This is a genomic window from Thalassotalea fonticola, assembly GCF_032911225.1.
Lineage (GTDB): Bacteria > Pseudomonadota > Gammaproteobacteria > Enterobacterales > Alteromonadaceae > Thalassotalea_A > Thalassotalea_A fonticola.
Map to the genome: position 1 here is coordinate 1102498 of NZ_CP136600.1, position 17615 is coordinate 1120112.

Annotated in this window: 15 protein-coding genes; 4 read left to right on the forward strand and 11 right to left on the reverse strand. The window is 37.6% G+C overall.

Going from position 1 to position 17615, the window contains the following annotated elements:
* Positions 1 to 351 (forward strand): hypothetical protein, encoded by a 351-nt coding sequence (locus RI844_RS04640; RefSeq protein WP_348397279.1) that lies wholly within the window; start codon positions 1 to 3, stop codon positions 349 to 351.
* 65 nt (positions 352 to 416) lie between these two features.
* Here RI844_RS04640 and RI844_RS04645 read toward each other — a convergent pair whose 3' ends face one another.
* The 4 genes from RI844_RS04645 to RI844_RS04660 form a co-directional block, all read right to left on the reverse strand.
* Positions 417 to 860 carry a L,D-transpeptidase family protein gene (locus RI844_RS04645; protein WP_348397280.1) on the reverse strand — a complete coding sequence of 148 codons (444 nt, stop codon included), beginning with the start codon at positions 858 to 860 and terminating at the stop codon, positions 417 to 419.
* Between the two features lie 142 nt (positions 861 to 1002).
* Positions 1003 to 2244, reverse strand: coding sequence for a leucine-rich repeat-containing protein kinase family protein (locus RI844_RS04650; protein ID WP_348397281.1), 1242 nt, complete (start codon positions 2242 to 2244; stop codon positions 1003 to 1005).
* Between the two features lie 104 nt (positions 2245 to 2348).
* Positions 2349 to 2891, reverse strand: coding sequence for a hypothetical protein (locus tag RI844_RS04655; RefSeq protein WP_348397282.1), 543 nt, complete (start codon positions 2889 to 2891; stop codon positions 2349 to 2351).
* Positions 2892 to 3030: 139 nt separating this feature from the next.
* Entirely contained in the window at positions 3031 to 3453 is a 423-nt protein-coding gene (locus RI844_RS04660; RefSeq protein ID WP_348397283.1) for a DUF1810 domain-containing protein, read from the reverse strand.
* A 331-nt stretch (positions 3454 to 3784) separates the two neighbouring features.
* On the opposite strand from RI844_RS04660, the gene sthA reads away from it, so the two are divergent.
* From sthA to RI844_RS04675, 3 genes are all read left to right on the forward strand, one after another.
* Positions 3785 to 5215, forward strand: a complete 1431-nt coding sequence (gene sthA / locus RI844_RS04665) for a Si-specific NAD(P)(+) transhydrogenase (RefSeq protein WP_348397284.1) — start codon at positions 3785 to 3787, stop codon at positions 5213 to 5215.
* A gap of 236 nt (positions 5216 to 5451) precedes the next feature.
* Positions 5452 to 6753, forward strand: coding sequence for a GntP family permease (locus tag RI844_RS04670; RefSeq protein ID WP_405054475.1), 1302 nt, complete (start codon positions 5452 to 5454; stop codon positions 6751 to 6753).
* Positions 6754 to 6987: 234 nt separating this feature from the next.
* Complete coding sequence (locus tag RI844_RS04675; protein WP_348397286.1) at positions 6988 to 8661, forward strand: AMP-binding protein; 1674 nt, start codon at positions 6988 to 6990, stop codon at positions 8659 to 8661.
* A 161-nt stretch (positions 8662 to 8822) separates the two neighbouring features.
* On the opposite strand, the gene RI844_RS04680 is transcribed toward RI844_RS04675, so the two are convergent.
* From RI844_RS04680 to RI844_RS04710, 7 genes are all read right to left on the reverse strand, one after another.
* On the reverse strand, positions 8823 to 9524 hold the full coding sequence (locus RI844_RS04680; protein WP_348397287.1) for an outer membrane beta-barrel protein: 702 nt from the start codon (positions 9522 to 9524) through the stop codon (positions 8823 to 8825).
* A gap of 348 nt (positions 9525 to 9872) precedes the next feature.
* A complete protein-coding gene (locus RI844_RS04685; protein WP_348397288.1) occupies positions 9873 to 11183 on the reverse strand; it encodes an MFS transporter in 1311 nt (436 codons plus the stop codon).
* A gap of 379 nt (positions 11184 to 11562) precedes the next feature.
* Positions 11563 to 14253 (reverse strand): reprolysin-like metallopeptidase, encoded by a 2691-nt coding sequence (locus RI844_RS04690; RefSeq protein WP_348397289.1) that lies wholly within the window; start codon positions 14251 to 14253, stop codon positions 11563 to 11565.
* A gap of 174 nt (positions 14254 to 14427) precedes the next feature.
* Positions 14428 to 15447 (reverse strand): AraC family transcriptional regulator, encoded by a 1020-nt coding sequence (locus RI844_RS04695; RefSeq protein ID WP_348397290.1) that lies wholly within the window; start codon positions 15445 to 15447, stop codon positions 14428 to 14430.
* Between the two features lie 326 nt (positions 15448 to 15773).
* Positions 15774 to 16289 (reverse strand): DUF2919 family protein, encoded by a 516-nt coding sequence (locus RI844_RS04700; RefSeq protein ID WP_348397291.1) that lies wholly within the window; start codon positions 16287 to 16289, stop codon positions 15774 to 15776.
* Positions 16290 to 16334: 45 nt separating this feature from the next.
* Positions 16335 to 16730 carry a GFA family protein gene (locus RI844_RS04705; protein ID WP_348397292.1) on the reverse strand — a complete coding sequence of 132 codons (396 nt, stop codon included), beginning with the start codon at positions 16728 to 16730 and terminating at the stop codon, positions 16335 to 16337.
* Positions 16727 to 17434, reverse strand: coding sequence for a DUF599 domain-containing protein (locus tag RI844_RS04710; RefSeq protein WP_348397293.1), 708 nt, complete (start codon positions 17432 to 17434; stop codon positions 16727 to 16729). Before RI844_RS04710 ends, RI844_RS04705 begins: the two co-directional genes overlap by 4 nt.
* Positions 17435 to 17615: the final 181 nt, after the last annotated feature.

Sequence of the window (17615 nt, forward strand, 5' to 3'; positions counted from 1 at the left end):
ATGAATTCTAAAACGTTACTGCAATTAGGTTTTGCTACTTCGCTAGCATTTAGTGCAGTTAGCTATGCTGGGCAACAACTAGATAAAGATACAGGTTTAGTTATAGACGATGGTTTCGATATCGTTAAAGCCAACTGTACCGCTTGTCATAGTGCTGCACTGGTTAACCAAAATAGGATGTCGAGAGAAACGTGGTTAGAAACAATCCGTTGGATGCAGGAAAAGCAAGGACTGTGGCCGTTAATGCAAAATGAAGTCATAATCCTGGATTATCTAGAAAAGCACTATAGTCCAACGGATAGCGGACGGCGTAAAAATTTACCGGAACATTTATTGCCAGCAGAACAATAGCCTCTCTTCGAGAGTAACGTCCGAATGAATTCAGACCAACCAAAGCTAATTAACAGGCATTCGAATTACCACTGGATGTTAATTCGAGTACCTGAATCGACTAAATCAAGAAATTCATCCATTTCATTGTTCGTTAAAGCAATACAGCCATTAGTCCAATTAAACCTTTGCGTTATTTTAGGGTTCTTAGTATCGCCATTTTTTTGGCCATGGATCATGATAAATCCCCCAGGTTTTAATCCTTTATCCAGGGCTTGTTCAATATCTATTTCATTCGGATAACTAATGTGCATGGCTCGATAAAATTGCGAGTCTTCTTTTTTATAATCTAAACTGTAACTACCTTCAGGGGTTTTATTATCGCCCTCTTGTTCTTTATGACCCTTAGGACTGTTTCCTAAAGCTATGTGATACTTTTTCACTAACGTGTCGCCGGCATAGAGGAACATAGTACGTGTTGATTTGTCGACTTTTACCAAGTCAACTGCAAAATGAGGTGTGTTAGCCAAAGAGAGGCTAGAAAAAATAAATAAACAGCAAAGTAAAACGCGCATTATGGCCTTCATAAAAAAATAGTATACCGCTAGTTATATAAATATATATTAATTATAGCAACTTGATTTTGGCTATAAATATCTAGCCCCTAAACAACTAATGACAGATTTGTTGTTTGAAAAGTATATATTCATCGCTGCACTGATCTTCTTCAACGCAAATACTTAATAAATCATCGATCATATGATGTAAGGCTCTACGTTCAATTTGCTTTATTTGTTGTTGATGCTCTTCACTTAACATGTGATACATAGATGCTGCACCAAAATCGCCAAAGATAATATTAGCCTGTTGATCAAACAGAGTGTTATGAGCGTATAAGTCGCCATGACAAACTTGATTTTCATGCAAATGAGAAAATACATCTTCCATTTGTCTAATAATTTTAGCTATTTTTTCGATAGATAAAGTAAAACCAGAAGGAAACGTATCTCGAGTACAACTATTAAAGCACGGCGGTAACCCTAGGTTTTTATAATTAGCAGGTATCAAGGACATAATTAAGGCCAAATAACCTTGCTCATTTACCTGTGCCAATGACTGCACCAGATTTTTATGGTTACCTACTTTCAAACACGCTTGTAGTTCATCTTCAGGATAACCATCACTAGTAACCTCTCCTTTAAATACTTTAACAGCAATATCATCAGGAAGTGTAGTTTGACGGTTATTCCAAGTGGCCTTTGAAATAACTCCTGATGCGCCTTGACCGAGAACATTTTCTAATGTGAAGCTCGATGAAGCAATTTCAGGAACGGATTGAATATTAATATCTGCCTGACTAAATGGATTGCCAGCAAAAGCAAACCAAGCAAGTTTAGGTAAATTTAATAATTGAGTTGGACATTGTTTTAATTGATTTGCCGATATCCTTACTAACTCTAGATTAGTCGATTGGGTTAATGTTTGTGGCAGAGATGTTAAACGATTACCTGCTAATGCTAATTTTTGCAGGCGCGGACGCTTACCTAATGAGTCAGGCAAAACCTCAATACGATTATCCGTTAAAATAAGCCAACGCAACTTTATTGGTAATGAGTTATCTGGAACTACATTAATTTGGTTTGATTTAAACCCTACCATTTCTAAACTAACACAGCCGCCAAGCACTTGTGGTAATGTTTCAAAGTTGTTGTTACTGGCAAAAATAATTTTAAGTTTTTTTAACTGCCCCAACTCTTCTGGTAAAGAAGATAATTGATTATTGGATAAATCAAGAATTTCTAAACTATCGGCCAAAGTTAGAATTTCTAACGGAAACGATGTTAAGTTTTCAGAAAGTGCCAAACGTTTAGCGCCAGTCAGTTCGCCAGATTTTAATTGGGCAAGAGTCTGCATGAGGTATCCAGAAGATAAGAGATAAAAACGGGGGAAGTCTACTAGAAACTAATCTAAAAATATAGAAACCGATCGACTTAGTTAAAAAGGACTGATGGTTCGCTTTAAAAATTCAATAATTTTCTAACTTGATCTGCTTGCTGCTCAGCATTTTTTTCAGCTTTTAAACGCGCTTCTTCCTTGGCGTTGTCAATGGTACTTCTTCTACTGTCATTAATATATTGCAAGGTAACTCTGTTGATTAATGCCGGCTGTTCTTCTTTAGCTGATGCAAGAATTGCTTTTAAATCTGAAATTTGGCCATTCAGTTCTGCAATGATCACTTTACTTTTTAATAATTCTTCTTCAATCAGTTGCGAGTCAGATTGATTTGGCTCGGGCTCTAAATGCCAATTATTAAAATCGGTGGCGACTTTTTTAAAACCCCAAACGGTAGAAAGACTACATTGATTAAATAGTTGTACAGCATCTTGCAAAGAAACTCTGTTGGTAATGATCCACATACCATTAAGTAAAGCTTCTTGATTTGAGTAATTAGGAGTAGATGGTGAATTGCTGCTGTTTTTAACAGGGCGTACGATCACATCGCCATTACTAACAGCTTCGTTAAACAGGGTTTCTATTTTTTTTATTTTTCTAGAAGCCATAATAATCCATATCATTTAATAACGTATTCAAGATAAAGCAAATTCAACTTAAAAACAAGTTAATTGGCGTTTAGTCCTAAATAAAAAACACTCAAACCTGTTGTTTTTAAAGATTTTATTAAATTAAGTCAAAGCTAATTTATAAGTTTGAATCTTGATTAATGAAGTGTATCGTCTTTTGACAATACTCACCATTATTAAACGTATCTAAGGCTTGTTTAAAAATATCTTCTTCGCTGATTAGGTGAAATAACGTCATGCTGGAAATAAATTTAAGATCGTCGGGCCGCCCCATGATCTCAGTTAATGTTTTTTCTTTGTGTTGTAATATGCATTTTGTTGCAGCAATTAATCTCAGCTTTAATTTGGGTATTTTTAAATAATCTTGCGCTTGTTGTACAGACTCTATTCCGTAATGTTCGGCATTTTCAGAATGACCCAAACCGATTATCTGTGGAAATACATACCATATCCAATGGCTCTGCTTTTTACCTGCTTGCAATTCACAACATACACGTTGCCAACATTTGTCTTGGGCTCTGATAAATTTCAATAATGGCATTGCGGTTTCACCTTAACCTTTAAATAAACATAGATCGTTGGACAAGGTTTTTATATGACGCATTGCCTTTTGTTAACGAATTTGTGTTGCTATTGAATTGGTAAAACAAGTATAGCCAAAGAAAAAATGTTAGCGTTTATTTCTTAAATATTTAGATAGTTTGTTTAATCGTTGAAAAATAAAGTTCCAAATATCATAAGGCTATTCGTGTTTTTGTTGATCGACCACAATAAAATTTAACATTTTCTTTGTTTTATTTTATCAAACTGCGTTAGTTACGATATAATCCTGTTAATTATTTTACTCACCCAAAGGGTTAAAGGCATTTACATTGGCTAAACAAAAACAGAGTTCAGATAAAAACCAAGCTTCATATGATTTTGATTCCATTATCATAGGTACTGGCCCTGGTGGCGAAGGTGCAGCTATGAAACTGTCTAAGCAGGAGCAAACTGTTGCCGTTATTGAACGTTATAAAAAGGTTGGTGGTGGTTGTACGCATTGGGGCACTATACCTTCAAAAGCATTACGCCAATCAGTTAGTCAACTAATCCAATATAACTCAAACCCTTTATTTGCCAATAACGAGAAACCAAAGCATCTTACCTTTCCTGATATCTTAGGCCATGCCTCTTCAGTAATTGATAAACAAGTTCGTTTACGCTCTGGTTTTTATAATCGAAATAGAGTGACCAATTTTCATGGACAAGCTGAGTTTGTTGATGCACATCATGTAAAGATCACTCTTGATGATGGTTCAATTGAAGTTATTAGCGCTAAAAACATTATTATCGCCACTGGTTCTCGCCCTTATCATCCTGATGATGTAGATTTTACCCACCCACGTGTGTACGACTCAGACAGCATCCTTTCGCTAAAACATGATCCTAGGCAAATTATTATTTATGGAGCTGGCGTTATTGGTAGTGAATACGCGTCTATATTTAGAGGTTTAGATGTTAAAGTAGATTTAATCAACACTCGTGACCGTTTACTGTCATTTCTAGATGACGAAATGTCAGACTCATTAAGTTATCACCTTTGGAATAATGGCGTGGTTATCCGCCATGGCGAACAAATTGAAAAGGTAGAAACAACTGATCATTGCGTTGTTGTACATTTACAGTCGGGTAAAAAGATGAAAGCCGATTGTTTACTCTTTGCTAATGGCCGAACGGGTAACACTGCTGAATTAAATTTAGCTGCCGCTGGTTTAACTGCCGATGGCCGTGGTCAAATTAAAGTTAATGGTGCTTACCAAACCGACGTAGAAAACATCTACGCAGTTGGTGATGTTATTGGTTACCCAAGTTTAGCCAGTGCTGCTTATGATCAAGGTAGAATTGCTGCTAGTGCAATTATTGATAATAATGCCGCAGGTAAGCTCATTGCAGACATTCCAACAGGGATTTATACAATTCCAGAGATCAGTTCAGTGGGTAAAACTGAATTAGAGCTTACTGAAGCGAAAATCCCTTATGAAGTTGGCCGTGCACAATTTAAACACTTAGCTCGAGCACAAATTGCTAATAGCTTAGTCGGTTCTTTGAAAATTTTATTTCATCGTGAAACGAAAGAGATCCTTGGGATTCATTGTTTTGGCGAGAATGCTGCCGAAATTATTCACATTGGGCAAGCGATCATGCAACAGAAAAATGGTGGTAATACAATTGATTACTTCATTGAAACCACATTTAACTACCCTACTATGGCCGAAGCTTTTCGCGTTGCAGCGTTAAATGGATTAAATAGGTTGTTCTAAAATATAAAGGCTTGTAAAAGCATATTATAATTGGTCTAGAACTCCACCAGCCTCGCCATTGCGGGGCTTTTTTCTGCCCTTTGCTTTACATAATCATTAAACAGTCTTAAATTAAACAGAAACAGCTTTCATTGGCAACCAATTAACAATAAGACGTTACGGCTGAAAATCTGTAATGGCTCATCTTAATGATGCCAAGAAATTATCTAACTTAAATAATAACAATATCAAAGAGAATAACTTTGGAAATTCTAGTTTTAGCCTTGTCGCTTACTTTATTAATATGGCTTACCATGCGTGGCGCCAACCTTATCGTTGCGGCACCATTTTGTGCACTCATTTTAGCCTTTTTAAGTGGTATAGACATTGCGACTGTCGAAGAGCATGGCTTTACTTTTATCTACATGAAAGGCTTTACCAGCTTCTTCGCATCCTGGTTTTTGGTGTTTTTGCTCGGTAGTATCTTCGGAAAACTGATGGAAGATTGTGGCGCTGCCGAAAAAATATCGCATTATATCATGAGTCATGTTGGTCCAAGTCAGGCGCCATTTGCAGTTGTGTTAGCCTGTGCAGTTTTAACATATGGTGGAGTAAGTGCATTTGTTGTTGCCTTTACTTCATACCCTATTGCGTTAAGTTTATTTAGGGAAGCCAACCTACCTCGTCGTTTTATTCCAGGTTGTTTAGCGTTCGGGTCAGTCACTTTTACCATGACAACTGCAGGCTCACCTGAAATTCAAAACTGGATCCCGATAAAATACTTGCAGACCTCCCCCTGGGCTGGTTGGGAAGTCAGTCTTCCAATAGCATTGTTTATGGCGATTGCAGGATATTTTTGGCTTAACAAAATGGTAGCTACTGCAGTTGAAAATGGTGAAACCTTTATCGACAGAGATAACGACCCACATCCAGATGAACGAGATTTGCCGGGTTTACTACCCGCTCTCCTTCCTTTAATTTCAATTGTTTTGATCAGTTTCTTAGCTCATGAAGAGTTGCATCAAAATGCACTGGTTTTGGCCTTATTAGTTGGCTGTATTTTAACTTATCTATTAAACATCAAGCATTTCCACACTTTGGAAAATGACTTACATGAAGGCGCTTATTCAGCTTTGATTGCCACAGGAAATACTTGTGCTGTAGTTGGCTTTGGCGCTCTCGCAAAAGTGACGCCGGGGTTTGATATCGCCATGGATTTTGTGCTGAGCCTACCTGGCAGTGGTTTAGTCAGTGCTGCGGTCGCCATTGTTATTATTGCCGGTATAACTGGCTCAGCTTCTGGTGGACAGTCTATCGCTCTGCCTGAACTCGCGCCGCATTATTTAAATGCAGGGGTTGATGCCAGTGAATTGCATCGAGTGGTTTCAATAAGCTCAGGGGCATTAGATTCCCTTCCTCATAATGGTTATGTCGTTACTACAGTTAGGGCTATTTGTGGAGAAAGTCATGCAACAGCCTATGGACCAATCTTTGCGTTAACGCTTATTTTACCGTTAATTGGTACAGTATTAGCGGTTACATTATTTACTATTTTTTAACTTAAATTGTTTCTAACCTTCTGATTATAAAGCGCTATGTTAGCGCTTTAAGTTTCTCTCTTTAGCAATCGATCTAGTAAAGCTTTCTACGAGTAACAAAAAAACATTACTTTTTATTCTCATCAAACAAGCAAACTTCCTAAAATAATAAGTAAGAATATCTAAAATTGTATTATTTATTACTATTTGAATGATAAACAAATCTAAAGCACAAAAATGTGTAGGAAGAATATAATGACGACACTAACACAAAGCTATATGACCGGTGAAGGGTCAGGCCAGTTACTCTATGAGACTATAGGAAATTGTTTTGATCGAATTGCAAAGCAGTATCCTGACAATGAAGCCTTAGTGGTGCGTTATCAAAATATTCGTTGGACTTATGCTGATCTACACAAAGAAGTAAATAAATTAGCCACCGGCTTAATTGCCTTAGGTATAGAGCCAGGCGACCGTGTTGGTATATGGGGGCCCAATAGCTATGAATGGGTATTAACTCAACTAGCTACCGCAAAGATCGGTGCCCTAATGGTATGTCTTAACCCAGCCTATCGATTATATGAATTAGAGTACGCATTAAACAAGGTTGAATGTAAGGCTATTATTAGTGCCGAACAATTTAAAACCAGTGAATACCTGAACATGCTAACAACATTAGCGCCAGAGCTAAAAACATGTCAGCCAGGTAAGCTGAAATCAGAAAAATTACCACATTTAACTACCGTTATCCGCATGGGTGTTGAGCAAACACCCGGTATGTATAACTTTGGCAATGTTTGTGGCATGGGCTCAGAGCAAGGCAAATTAAAACTGGCTGAATTAGCCGTAGAATTACAACCTGATGATGCAATAAATATTCAATTTACTTCTGGTACTACAGGTAACCCCAAAGGCGCAACTTTAAGCCATAATAATATTCTTAACAATGGTAATAATACTGCCAACGGTATGCAATTTACTGATAAAGACAGACTGTGTATTCCTGTTCCTTTGTATCATTGTTTTGGTATGGTATTGGGTGTTTTGTGCTGTGTCACTACTGGTGCCACCATGGTATTCCCGGCACAAGCGTTTGACTCGCGTTCTACCTTAGAAGCCGTACATAAAGAAAGATGTACAGCTCTACATGGCGTACCTACCATGTTCGTAATGGAACTCGAACATCCTGATTTTAGTGATTATGATGTAAGTTCACTGCGCACAGGTGTTATTGCAGGCGCGCCATGCCCTGAAGAGTTAATGAATAACATCATTAACAAACTACATATGGAAAGTGTTGTTATTGGTTATGGTCAAACAGAAGTTAGTCCAATAAACCATATGACTTTACCGAATGATACCTTAGAAAATCGTACTCAAACCGTAGGTCGTGCAATCCCTTATGTGGAAATTAAAATTGTCGATGAATCAGGACGCGTAGTAGCAATTGGTGAGCAAGGCGAAATTTGTACCCGGGGTTATTCAGTGATGTCGCATTACTGGAACGATAAAGAAAAAACCGCAGATACCATAAAAAACGGTTGGTTATATTCAGGTGACTTAGGCACCATGGATGAACACGGTTATGTTCGCATTACCGGCCGTATTAAAGATATGGTGATACGCGGTGGTGAAAATATTTACCCGCGCGAAATTGAAGAATTTTTATACACTCACCCTCAGATTTCAGAAGTACAAGTATTTGGAGTGGTTGATGAAAAAATGGGAGAAGAAGTTTGTGCCTGGATCCAACTTAAAGAAGGTGAAACAGCTACAGAAGATGATATTAAAGCATTTTGTAAAGGACAAATAACCCACTTTAAGATCCCGCGCTACATTCGCTTTGTTGATGAGTACCCAATGACGGTAACTGGCAAAATTAGAAAAATTGATATGCGCGAGCAAATGGCGAAAGAGCTTTACGGCTAACTGTTATTAACACTTGCGCTTCAATAACCCTATAGCGTTGTTATCTAAACTAATTTTACTCGCCTATTTGCTGATTAACACAAATAATCATCAATAAATTAAAACAGGTTCATAAATGGTCGATACTATTTGTGAGCCTGTTATACCAAGCTCACTATTGGTTAAAACCACCAAGTTAAGCGCAAAGATGTCATCACAGAATCGGTTTCATAGCCAAGTGTATCGAACGAGTAATGACTTTGTGCCAAGCCCAGTGATACTGATTTAGATACATGAAAGTTAATACCGTAACTGAAAAACATATCCGTGCCACTATCAGAATTGAGTTTTTCACCATCAGAACACAAAATGAAGCATACATCAGACCTTCTCAGCTCGGTTTGCCAGTAATATAGCCCTAACTTGCCAACCAGATCAATATGCTGGTTCAACGGGTAATGAGCAACCCCGGCCAATGAATAAGAGTCCAGTTCAAATTCATTGTTAGTCTCAACTTCTTCGCTGTACCCATAAAACCCGCCAAACTCAACGGCAAAAATGGCATTAAATTTAGCGCCTATGTAGAGTTCCATTCCTGTATCTTCTTCCAGTTCACTCTCGCCGGGATCCCAACCCCCCAAACCAATACCTACATAAGGCTGCAGTTCAAACTCCTGCTCTTTGGCTTCACTAGTTTGCGCTGTAGCGGTGCTTAATACCATGGTGTAAAAAACAATAAATAGCAACATGGAAAAATACTGACTTAAAAACCTATCTGGTGTTAATTGATAAATATGGGCTTTAAATGTTTGTACATACTTACGGATCAATAAAATTCCACTATTTCTACGAAGCAGTAACTGATAAAGAATTGCGAATAACATAATTAATTCCTAGTTGATGTATGCCATAGCTATGCTATTGCAAGCAACTTACCAATCATGAAAAAAATGAATAACTAACTGTTATATAGATAAATAATCAACCGCAATAAATATTACCCTCAATAAAAGATGAGCTTTAATGCACATATCAAGTACATTTATGTGCTTCAAATTAGATAGAATACTCCCGGATATTCATCCCAGCTAAATCATTCAGTATCCCGGAGCAGTAAACAAATATAAACTCTATAAAAAAGGGCTACCGGTTAAGTAGCCCTGTTAGTTTAATTTGTCGCTTCCTGAAATGTGTTTACACTTTTAGGATGGAGGATAGCATTTTTGAACTCTTTATTTGTCTTTTTGTTGATGCAAAAACATAACGGTTATGCCCGCCAGAAAGGAGCCCGCGGCCATCATAAGTGCGACATTGGTTAACGGAATACCGGCGGCAAATAGAAACCCTGGTATCATCGGACCAAGTACTGCACCACCGCGACCAATGCCAAGAACAAGTCCAGAGCCAGACCCCAGCAGTGACGAAGGAAAAGATGAGGAAAACAGTCCAAAGAAACCAGAGATGGCGGCAAATATAAAGGTCCCAGTAAAGAAGCCAATTTGTTTCATGCTCGCTAATGTGTCGGTGAAATATGGAAAAAGTCCTACGCCGATTGCGGCAAAAATAAGACAAGTAACCATCAATACTCTAATAGGCAAAAATCGTGCAATAATCCCCATACCGATAGAGCCGACAACACCACCTAAACTGATAACACCTAAAACTTTAGTCGCTTCTGAAGCAGAATGTCCAAGGTCTGAAACAATCGTTGGTAACCATTTAACAAAATAATAATAAGTACCAATATTTCCAAAATAGGCGAATAGAAGAATACCTGTAGTGACAGCTAGACCACCTTTAAATAAATTTTTAGCGCCAACAGGTTCAATTTTTTGTTGTTCTTGCGACTTTAATGTTTCAGGTACGGAATGACCCAGACGGCGCATAATTTTTTGTATAAGTTCTAGGGCTCCTGCTGGGCGTTTACGCTCAAGGAAAGAAACCGTTTCTGGAACTAACAAATACACCAGTGGAATGAAGAGAAAACTAATAACAGCGCCCAAATAAAAGGTCACACGCCAATCGTACTGTTTAAGCAATGGTGCCAGAAACGTAGCGCCTAAATAAACACCAAAGGCAAAACCACCTGCGACCAAGGTTACCGCAAGAGATCTGTTTTTATTGTTGCAGTAATCACTTGATGTCGCCGTCGCCGCTGCAAGTAATCCACCAATACCTATACCGGTAAATACACGAGATGCCCCCAATACCCATACATTAGGCGCTAAACCAGCAATTGCCATGCCTATAGTCAGAATGATTAGGCCGAGCAACATTGTTGGTCTACGTCCACGCGTATCGGCCAACGCCCCCATTACAATTGAGCCCAATGCCATACCTACAAGTTCTAACGGCAAGATTATCCCTAACACGGCTTTAGAAAGTCCCCACTCGGCAGTCATACCAGGTGCGGCAAAAGCTATAGCCAAAACATCGTAGCCATCAAGGGCTAATATACCGATACAGATAGCGACAACATACCATTGCCCTATTTTCATTGGCTCCTGTTGAATTCTTTCAAGCGCTCCTACTTCTGCATTCATATTCTCTCCTAGTTATAATATTTCTTATTATCTAACCCCTAATAGGCTTGATATGGTGTTATGCATTGTTATTGGTTTTATTAATTGCACTTAACTAACTTACAATAATCAATTTACAATTGATGTAGGGCTGGAGGTCAATATGCCTAAAAGGATAGTCAATTGGGGCAAACTTGTTTGCTTTTACCGAGTTACCAAGGTTTGACTTATAGTGAAGGGGCTAAATATAAGTTGATGTTCTTAGTGTAACTTAAAAAATTAACAATTATATGTAACAGTGTTTTTTACATATTTAAGCAAAATAGCGCACAATTTTTTATGTCGAGAATCACTATATTTGAAATATATTATGAAAATAATCATTTGAGTTAAAACAGCTTTAATTTTTTAATGATGAAGATTTAACTCGCCAACAAAGAAGCATAAAAGCATATAGGTTGAGCCAAGCTAATGTTCCGCCACTAGAGCCTGAATTGTGTTTCGGCTCAACGGTAATTGTCACTTGCGCACTAGTACGAGCTCCAAGAGAGTCAGCTACTTGGTACGTTAACATTTCAGAGCCACTATATTTTGTTGGCGGCGTATAACTTAATTGATTATTATTTATTGTCACTGCGCCTTGGCCGTTATAAGTAACACTGGCAATAGATAAGCTATCATTAATATCTACGTCACTATCATTAACTAAAACGTCTAGCAAAGAAGACGCACTTTGATAAGGAACAGTAAAGGTATCATCTACAGCAACGGGAACATCATTAACGGCCAACACAGTAACAGTAAGCATAAAAGAATTACTATCGTCTTCACCGTCATTAACCGTTACCGGTACGCCTAACTCCCCATTGAAATTTTCATCAACAATAATGGTATTTTCTAAAACGTGATAGTGCTCAGATGCGGTGATCGACAAGCTAAACTGTTCAGGAAATTTATTGTCTGCATCAACAACTACCAAGTCTGTTAACGATATTGTAAGTTCATTGTCTTCGTATACTTCTAAAGGGTATTGAGCAACAATCTCAGGAGCGATATTTTCAGCGGTTGAATTGAATACTTGAAAGTCACTCGTCGACAGGGCAAAAAATACATTATCCGTACAAGTAATTTTTAATCGAGAGGTTTTACTATTAACGACAGGCGTATTAATTAGCTGTTCACCATCATTTTCAGTTTCTGTAGCCAAGATAAAATCAAAGCTCTGGCCACCATTGGCAGAAAATTCAATGTCTACATATTGGCAATTTACGCCATTAATATCCTCAGTATTGGCCACATCCCAACGGACTAGACTTTGTGCTTGCTCTGACCAATAATCATTATTCGCCGGCTCGGTAAGTACAAAGGGACCAGCATTTGCCAATACATTTACTAAAGTTGCATCTACAGCTACCCCACCTTGCTCATCACGAGCCGTTACTTTAAAATTCAATGTTCTTGTTGTGGTTGGGTAATTTTCACCAATAACTAATTCACCACTTAACACACTAGCCAATTGTGGAAACGTTCGTGCAGGGTTAGTGGTAGGTTTAAAAGACCTGAATATTGGCCTGTCACCATTATCAATCATAGTTTCTGGATCAAAAGATGCTGTACCTAAATCGTATTGCTCCCAAGCATAAGTTAAGACATTATTATCATCACTGGCAGTAGCAGTTAAGGTAAAAGGTGTATTTACAGGTATGGTAAAATTAACGCCAGCATCAACGACTGGTGGTTGATTAAGTGATTCATCCGGTGTAAAGCCTGCACCGCAACTATTTCCATATGGAGAATTAATTAAATAGTCACGCATTTCTAAAATAGAATTTATATGAAAATAATCATCCGAATTGGTTTGTAAGTTAGTTGGAGCACAAATACCCGTATAGGCCATAATAGTTGACCCGCTGCCAGGTTCGAAGGCAGAATCACTCCAGCGATTTCCCGAGCAAGCACCACTTAACGAGTTAAAACTGTGCTCAGCGCCTAGTTGATGACCTAATTCATGAGCGACAAAATCAATATAAAAACTGTCATTCGTTGGTGCTTCACTACCGGTTACGCCTACAGCTTTCCATGGGCCACCATAGTTTACCCCACCATCAATAAATTCTTCATTATCACAAATAACACCAACACCCGCTAAGCCACCTGCGCCAGTTGTTAACAAGTGGCCTATATCATAATTTGTGTTGCCAATGTATTGTTCGGCTATCGCTGGATTTTCATATACGCCATTGTCAGTATTATCAAATGGGTCCTGTGAATAATCGTAACTGCCGTCAGGTTTTTGCGGAGCTAAAAATATTACCGCATCAGAATTATCAGCCAAGATAAATTCAACCGCCAAATCACGACTAAACACCGCATTCATGCGATTAACTAAAGTGACGATAGCTGCTAACACTTGTTCCTTGGTATTACCATGAAATACGCTGTATTCAGCTGATGTTGAAAATGCGATACGATAGCGTTTATTTATTGAGGTTAACCCCGTAGTTTTTGCGGCTAAAGCAGTTAATTCGGCACTAATTTGCTCACGGCTAGCTTCCTTAGTACTGTCAGTTACCTTTGTCGTTAGCGGTAGAGCATCTTTTTTATAGTAGCTCAGGTATAACTCATTATTACCACGTTGTTGTGGGTCAATGTATACTGTTTCGCCATTATGATTAAACGCACCATGAAAGCCATTACTGCTAATATCGAATCGGCCACTATTTTTAGGATTACCAACTTGCATACCAGTAAATGTTTTTATTGTTGGATACTTGGCAGAAAGTGATTGTGGAAGCACTGAATTTTGCTGCAAATTAAATGTTACTAACTGGCCATTTGGTAATGGCAGTTCAAGTTGCAAGTGCGCTGTTTTCAACTGTTTATTTAAAGCGTTAATATTTGCTGATAATAAACGTGAATTTTTGGCTTTAATATTGAACAAAGCCTTTGCTTGATTACTTTTACTTTGAATAATATTGCTATGTTGATCTTGCTCAATCCATAAAGAAGAAGCTGTTCCTTGCGCAAAGGCTTGAGATGAGATCATACTCACATAAACAAAGATAAACTTAACAGGTGAAAACAACTTCATGGCTACAACTTAGGTAATTAATTTAATAGAGGTTAATTAACAGGCAAATATACTGGCAAAAATAGTAAATTAATTCCAGTCAAAAAGGTTTAATCTAATGTTAATTTGTAGATTTTAAAGTTTAGAAAGCAAAAAAAACAATTATAGGGCTTTCGGGCTGCTATAACGAGTTATTTAACTATTATCCAGTGAGCTTCGGTAATCTCTAGGTGACATACCTACCCAACGTTTAAATGCGCGAGAGAAGTTACTGCAGTCGGTAAAGCCTAATAAATAAGTGGCTTCTGCCATCGACATGCCATCTTTGCCAATGTATTGCTCAGCTAATTCTTTGCGAATTTGATCAAGTAAATCTTGATAGTTAGTGCCTTCTTTCTTTAATTTGTTATGAAAAGTACTTGCGGTCATATGTAATGACATTGCCACTCGTTCTCGTGAACAATTACCCGATGGGAGAAACTCGATAAGTTTAGCCATTACCCGAGATTTTAAATCTACCTTGGCGGTTTTCTCTAAAAATTCAGTAACGGTTTTATCGCTCTCGCGAGCAAGTTCACGGTTAGAAGCAGGTAATTCTTTATCGAGTTCAGATACTTCTAGACAGACTGCGGTTTGTTTGGCAGAGAACTCAATTTCACAACGAAAATAATCATGATATCTTTGAATAATATCATCACTTGGTGTCCAGATCAGACTAATCTTTTTAGGGGTATACTCAGGGCCGCGGATCATTCGAATAAACTTTACTGTGATCGCCGCAAAACAATCAGAATCAAAGTTTTTAACTACTTGTGAGCCGTTATCCAACTCGTTACTGCTTAACCAAGCCTTGCCTCCAGATTCATGATACTCAACAGTTAATAACGTACTGATTAATGCAAAATAACGCTGATAACGCTGACAAAATGAGCGGAGGTTATCGCTATATAATAAACCAACGCCCAGTGCATGGTAGCTGGCTGGGCTTAAAAATTCGCAGCTTTTTAAACTTAGGCTTGGATCAGTTGCTGAAATTCCCAGTTCAATAAACTTCCCCATTAAATCATAAGGAACCCGATTGATACCATGTTTGTACTCTTTAATATTGATGCCAGCTTGTAATAACAAGATGTTGGTATCCACATCAGATGCATTTAACGCCTGCGATATGGTGGCAGCATTGCCATAAAAACTAGTTGGAGAAATATTTGCCATTGAAGTGAGCGGCCCTAACGAGTATTTGATCCACATTAAAATAAATGATTTCCACTAAGGGATAATTTACTTTAAATGGTATAAGTATTTAAAAACAATAATACTTTAATATTAGCCTATGTTTGGAAATTAAATCAATAACTATAAAGAATCAGTTTCAACTACTTCTGTAACCCGATTATTTATAGCTATATGCGTTTAATAAAATGCGATATACACCGTAAGTAAATAATTGAAAAAAGAAAATAATAAAAACGCTGACGATAAACACATATCGCCCTTTACCACTAATGCGACTAAACCCACACGTTGTCTGGCTTGAAGATCTATTTAGCTTGATCAGGTCTAACTTTTCGTGGCGTGTCATCAATCTCTTCTGGAAATTCAGATAAATTGATTTGTACTCGTTTACTACTCTTTGCCAGTAACAACAAGCCTATACCAACAACGGTTTGGGTAATTAACCAATTCAGTTTCCCTTGGCCAAACAGCAAGTGTTGTCCCCAGTAAAAGCCTAAATCCAAACTCACAGCTATACAGCTATACATTAGAAACTTATTCCATAATGTTTGCAGCCACTTACTGGCATTAGGTTTTCGCGCAAAAATAACAATTAACAGTAAAATACCAGGGATACCTGTGGCTAAACTTAAATAAAATAGGCTCGAATCTGAATAGACCCACTGAATTAAACTTAACTTATCGCGTAAATTACTTAATGATAAAATACCCACAACATAGCCTCGTAATAAAAAGGCCAAAATAAAATAAAATATAAAAGACAGTTTTAAACAGTTATGTTTGTCAAAATCTTTGATTGAATAATTTGCTAACGGGTGCACTGCGATGTCTACTTTTGGTTAATGTTATTTCTTAGGTCTTAGATGCTAGATATCAGGTTTTGAAAGGTGAGCTAAAGTATCAGCATTATCTTCCCAATTTTGTCCATCAAAGTTTTCTACCGGCCATTGCTGCCATTCGTCTGTGTCTAAACATTTAGCGTTAACACTATAGCCATCAGGATTCGAGCGCGGAATATAAAATGATTTAACTCCGCACGTTTTACAAAAATAATGCTTCGCCACTTTTGTATTGAATTGATAACAGCTTAATTCACTTTGATCAGTCAGCAGAGTAAATTTATTACTTGGTACAATTAAATGAATAAACCCTGTAATCGTACACATTGAACAATTACACTCGGTAATATAGGGCGTATCTACTACCTCTATGGCAAAACGCACCTTTTTACAATGACAACCACCTTGTAATGTTCTTATCATATGTCCTCAGACTCTAAATCTTTGATCGCTAGGATTATTGCCCGCAAAGCCTTTGATTTAAACTCTCGGTAAAACAATACATAAACTACAGCAAGGCTTGAAACAATAAACATGAGCGGATGAAAAAACCAACTTAGCGCGGCTAACGAAAAATAGTACGAGCGTAAACCATAGTTATAGGCGTGCCCTGCTTGGTCTTGCACTACGCCCATTTGCTTGGCGTAATCAAGTAACGCTGGATTTGTGGTTTGTTCCGCCACGGGGGCCGCACCTATCAATATGTTTAAAAAACCGTACTGACGCATTGACCAGGTAAATTGAAAAAATGCCATAACAAATATCATACCTAGTAAACTAAGTTTAATTTGAATAGCGACATGATTGCGTTCAGTGGCAATTGGAATTGATGATAAAACTTCATTAACATTGTCTACCTGAGTAAACAGTGTTAACACACCAGCTAATATCAATAACGTTGTTGAGGCGAAGAAGGCGACATGGCGATCTAAATTTGACAGTAACGCTGCATGTGAAACACGTACATCATTATCAAGAATTTGTCGCATCCATAAAATTCTATGCTGATGTAGGACTCTCGACAAACAAGCGGTATTTTTTGCTTTAATACGAGCAAACTGGGTATAACCAATCCAACAGGTAAAAAATAGTGTTAAGGCAATAAAATCAAAAACGGTTAATGACACTATAATTCCAAATGATCTTTAATGAATAATTATCTATTTTCATTATGCCTATTCAATTTATATTATCCATAAGTTAATAACTAATTCGATAAAAAAATTTCACTATTAAGGCATAATCAACCCGCGTTAATTTAGTGTTAAGGGCTTAATTACATTGACAGTAACTCGTTAAATACGCTAT

Excerpts from the sequence above, each read along its gene's own strand:
- RI844_RS04640 (WP_348397279.1), top strand. The coding sequence starts at position 1 with ATGAATTCTAAAACGTTACTGCAATTAGGTTTTGCTACTTCGCTAGCA.
- RI844_RS04650 (WP_348397281.1), bottom strand. The coding sequence starts at position 2,244 with ATGCAGACTCTTGCCCAATTAAAATCTGGCGAACTGACTGGCGCTAAA.
- RI844_RS04655 (WP_348397282.1), bottom strand. The coding sequence starts at position 2,891 with ATGGCTTCTAGAAAAATAAAAAAAATAGAAACCCTGTTTAACGAAGCT.
- RI844_RS04660 (WP_348397283.1), bottom strand. The coding sequence starts at position 3,453 with ATGCCATTATTGAAATTTATCAGAGCCCAAGACAAATGTTGGCAACGT.
- RI844_RS04675 (WP_348397286.1), top strand. The coding sequence starts at position 6,988 with ATGACGACACTAACACAAAGCTATATGACCGGTGAAGGGTCAGGCCAG.
- RI844_RS04680 (WP_348397287.1), bottom strand. The coding sequence starts at position 9,524 with ATGTTATTCGCAATTCTTTATCAGTTACTGCTTCGTAGAAATAGTGGA.
- RI844_RS04685 (WP_348397288.1), bottom strand. The coding sequence starts at position 11,183 with ATGAATGCAGAAGTAGGAGCGCTTGAAAGAATTCAACAGGAGCCAATG.
- RI844_RS04690 (WP_348397289.1), bottom strand. The coding sequence starts at position 14,253 with ATGAAGTTGTTTTCACCTGTTAAGTTTATCTTTGTTTATGTGAGTATG.
- RI844_RS04695 (WP_348397290.1), bottom strand. The coding sequence starts at position 15,447 with ATGGCAAATATTTCTCCAACTAGTTTTTATGGCAATGCTGCCACCATA.
- RI844_RS04705 (WP_348397292.1), bottom strand. The coding sequence starts at position 16,730 with ATGATAAGAACATTACAAGGTGGTTGTCATTGTAAAAAGGTGCGTTTT.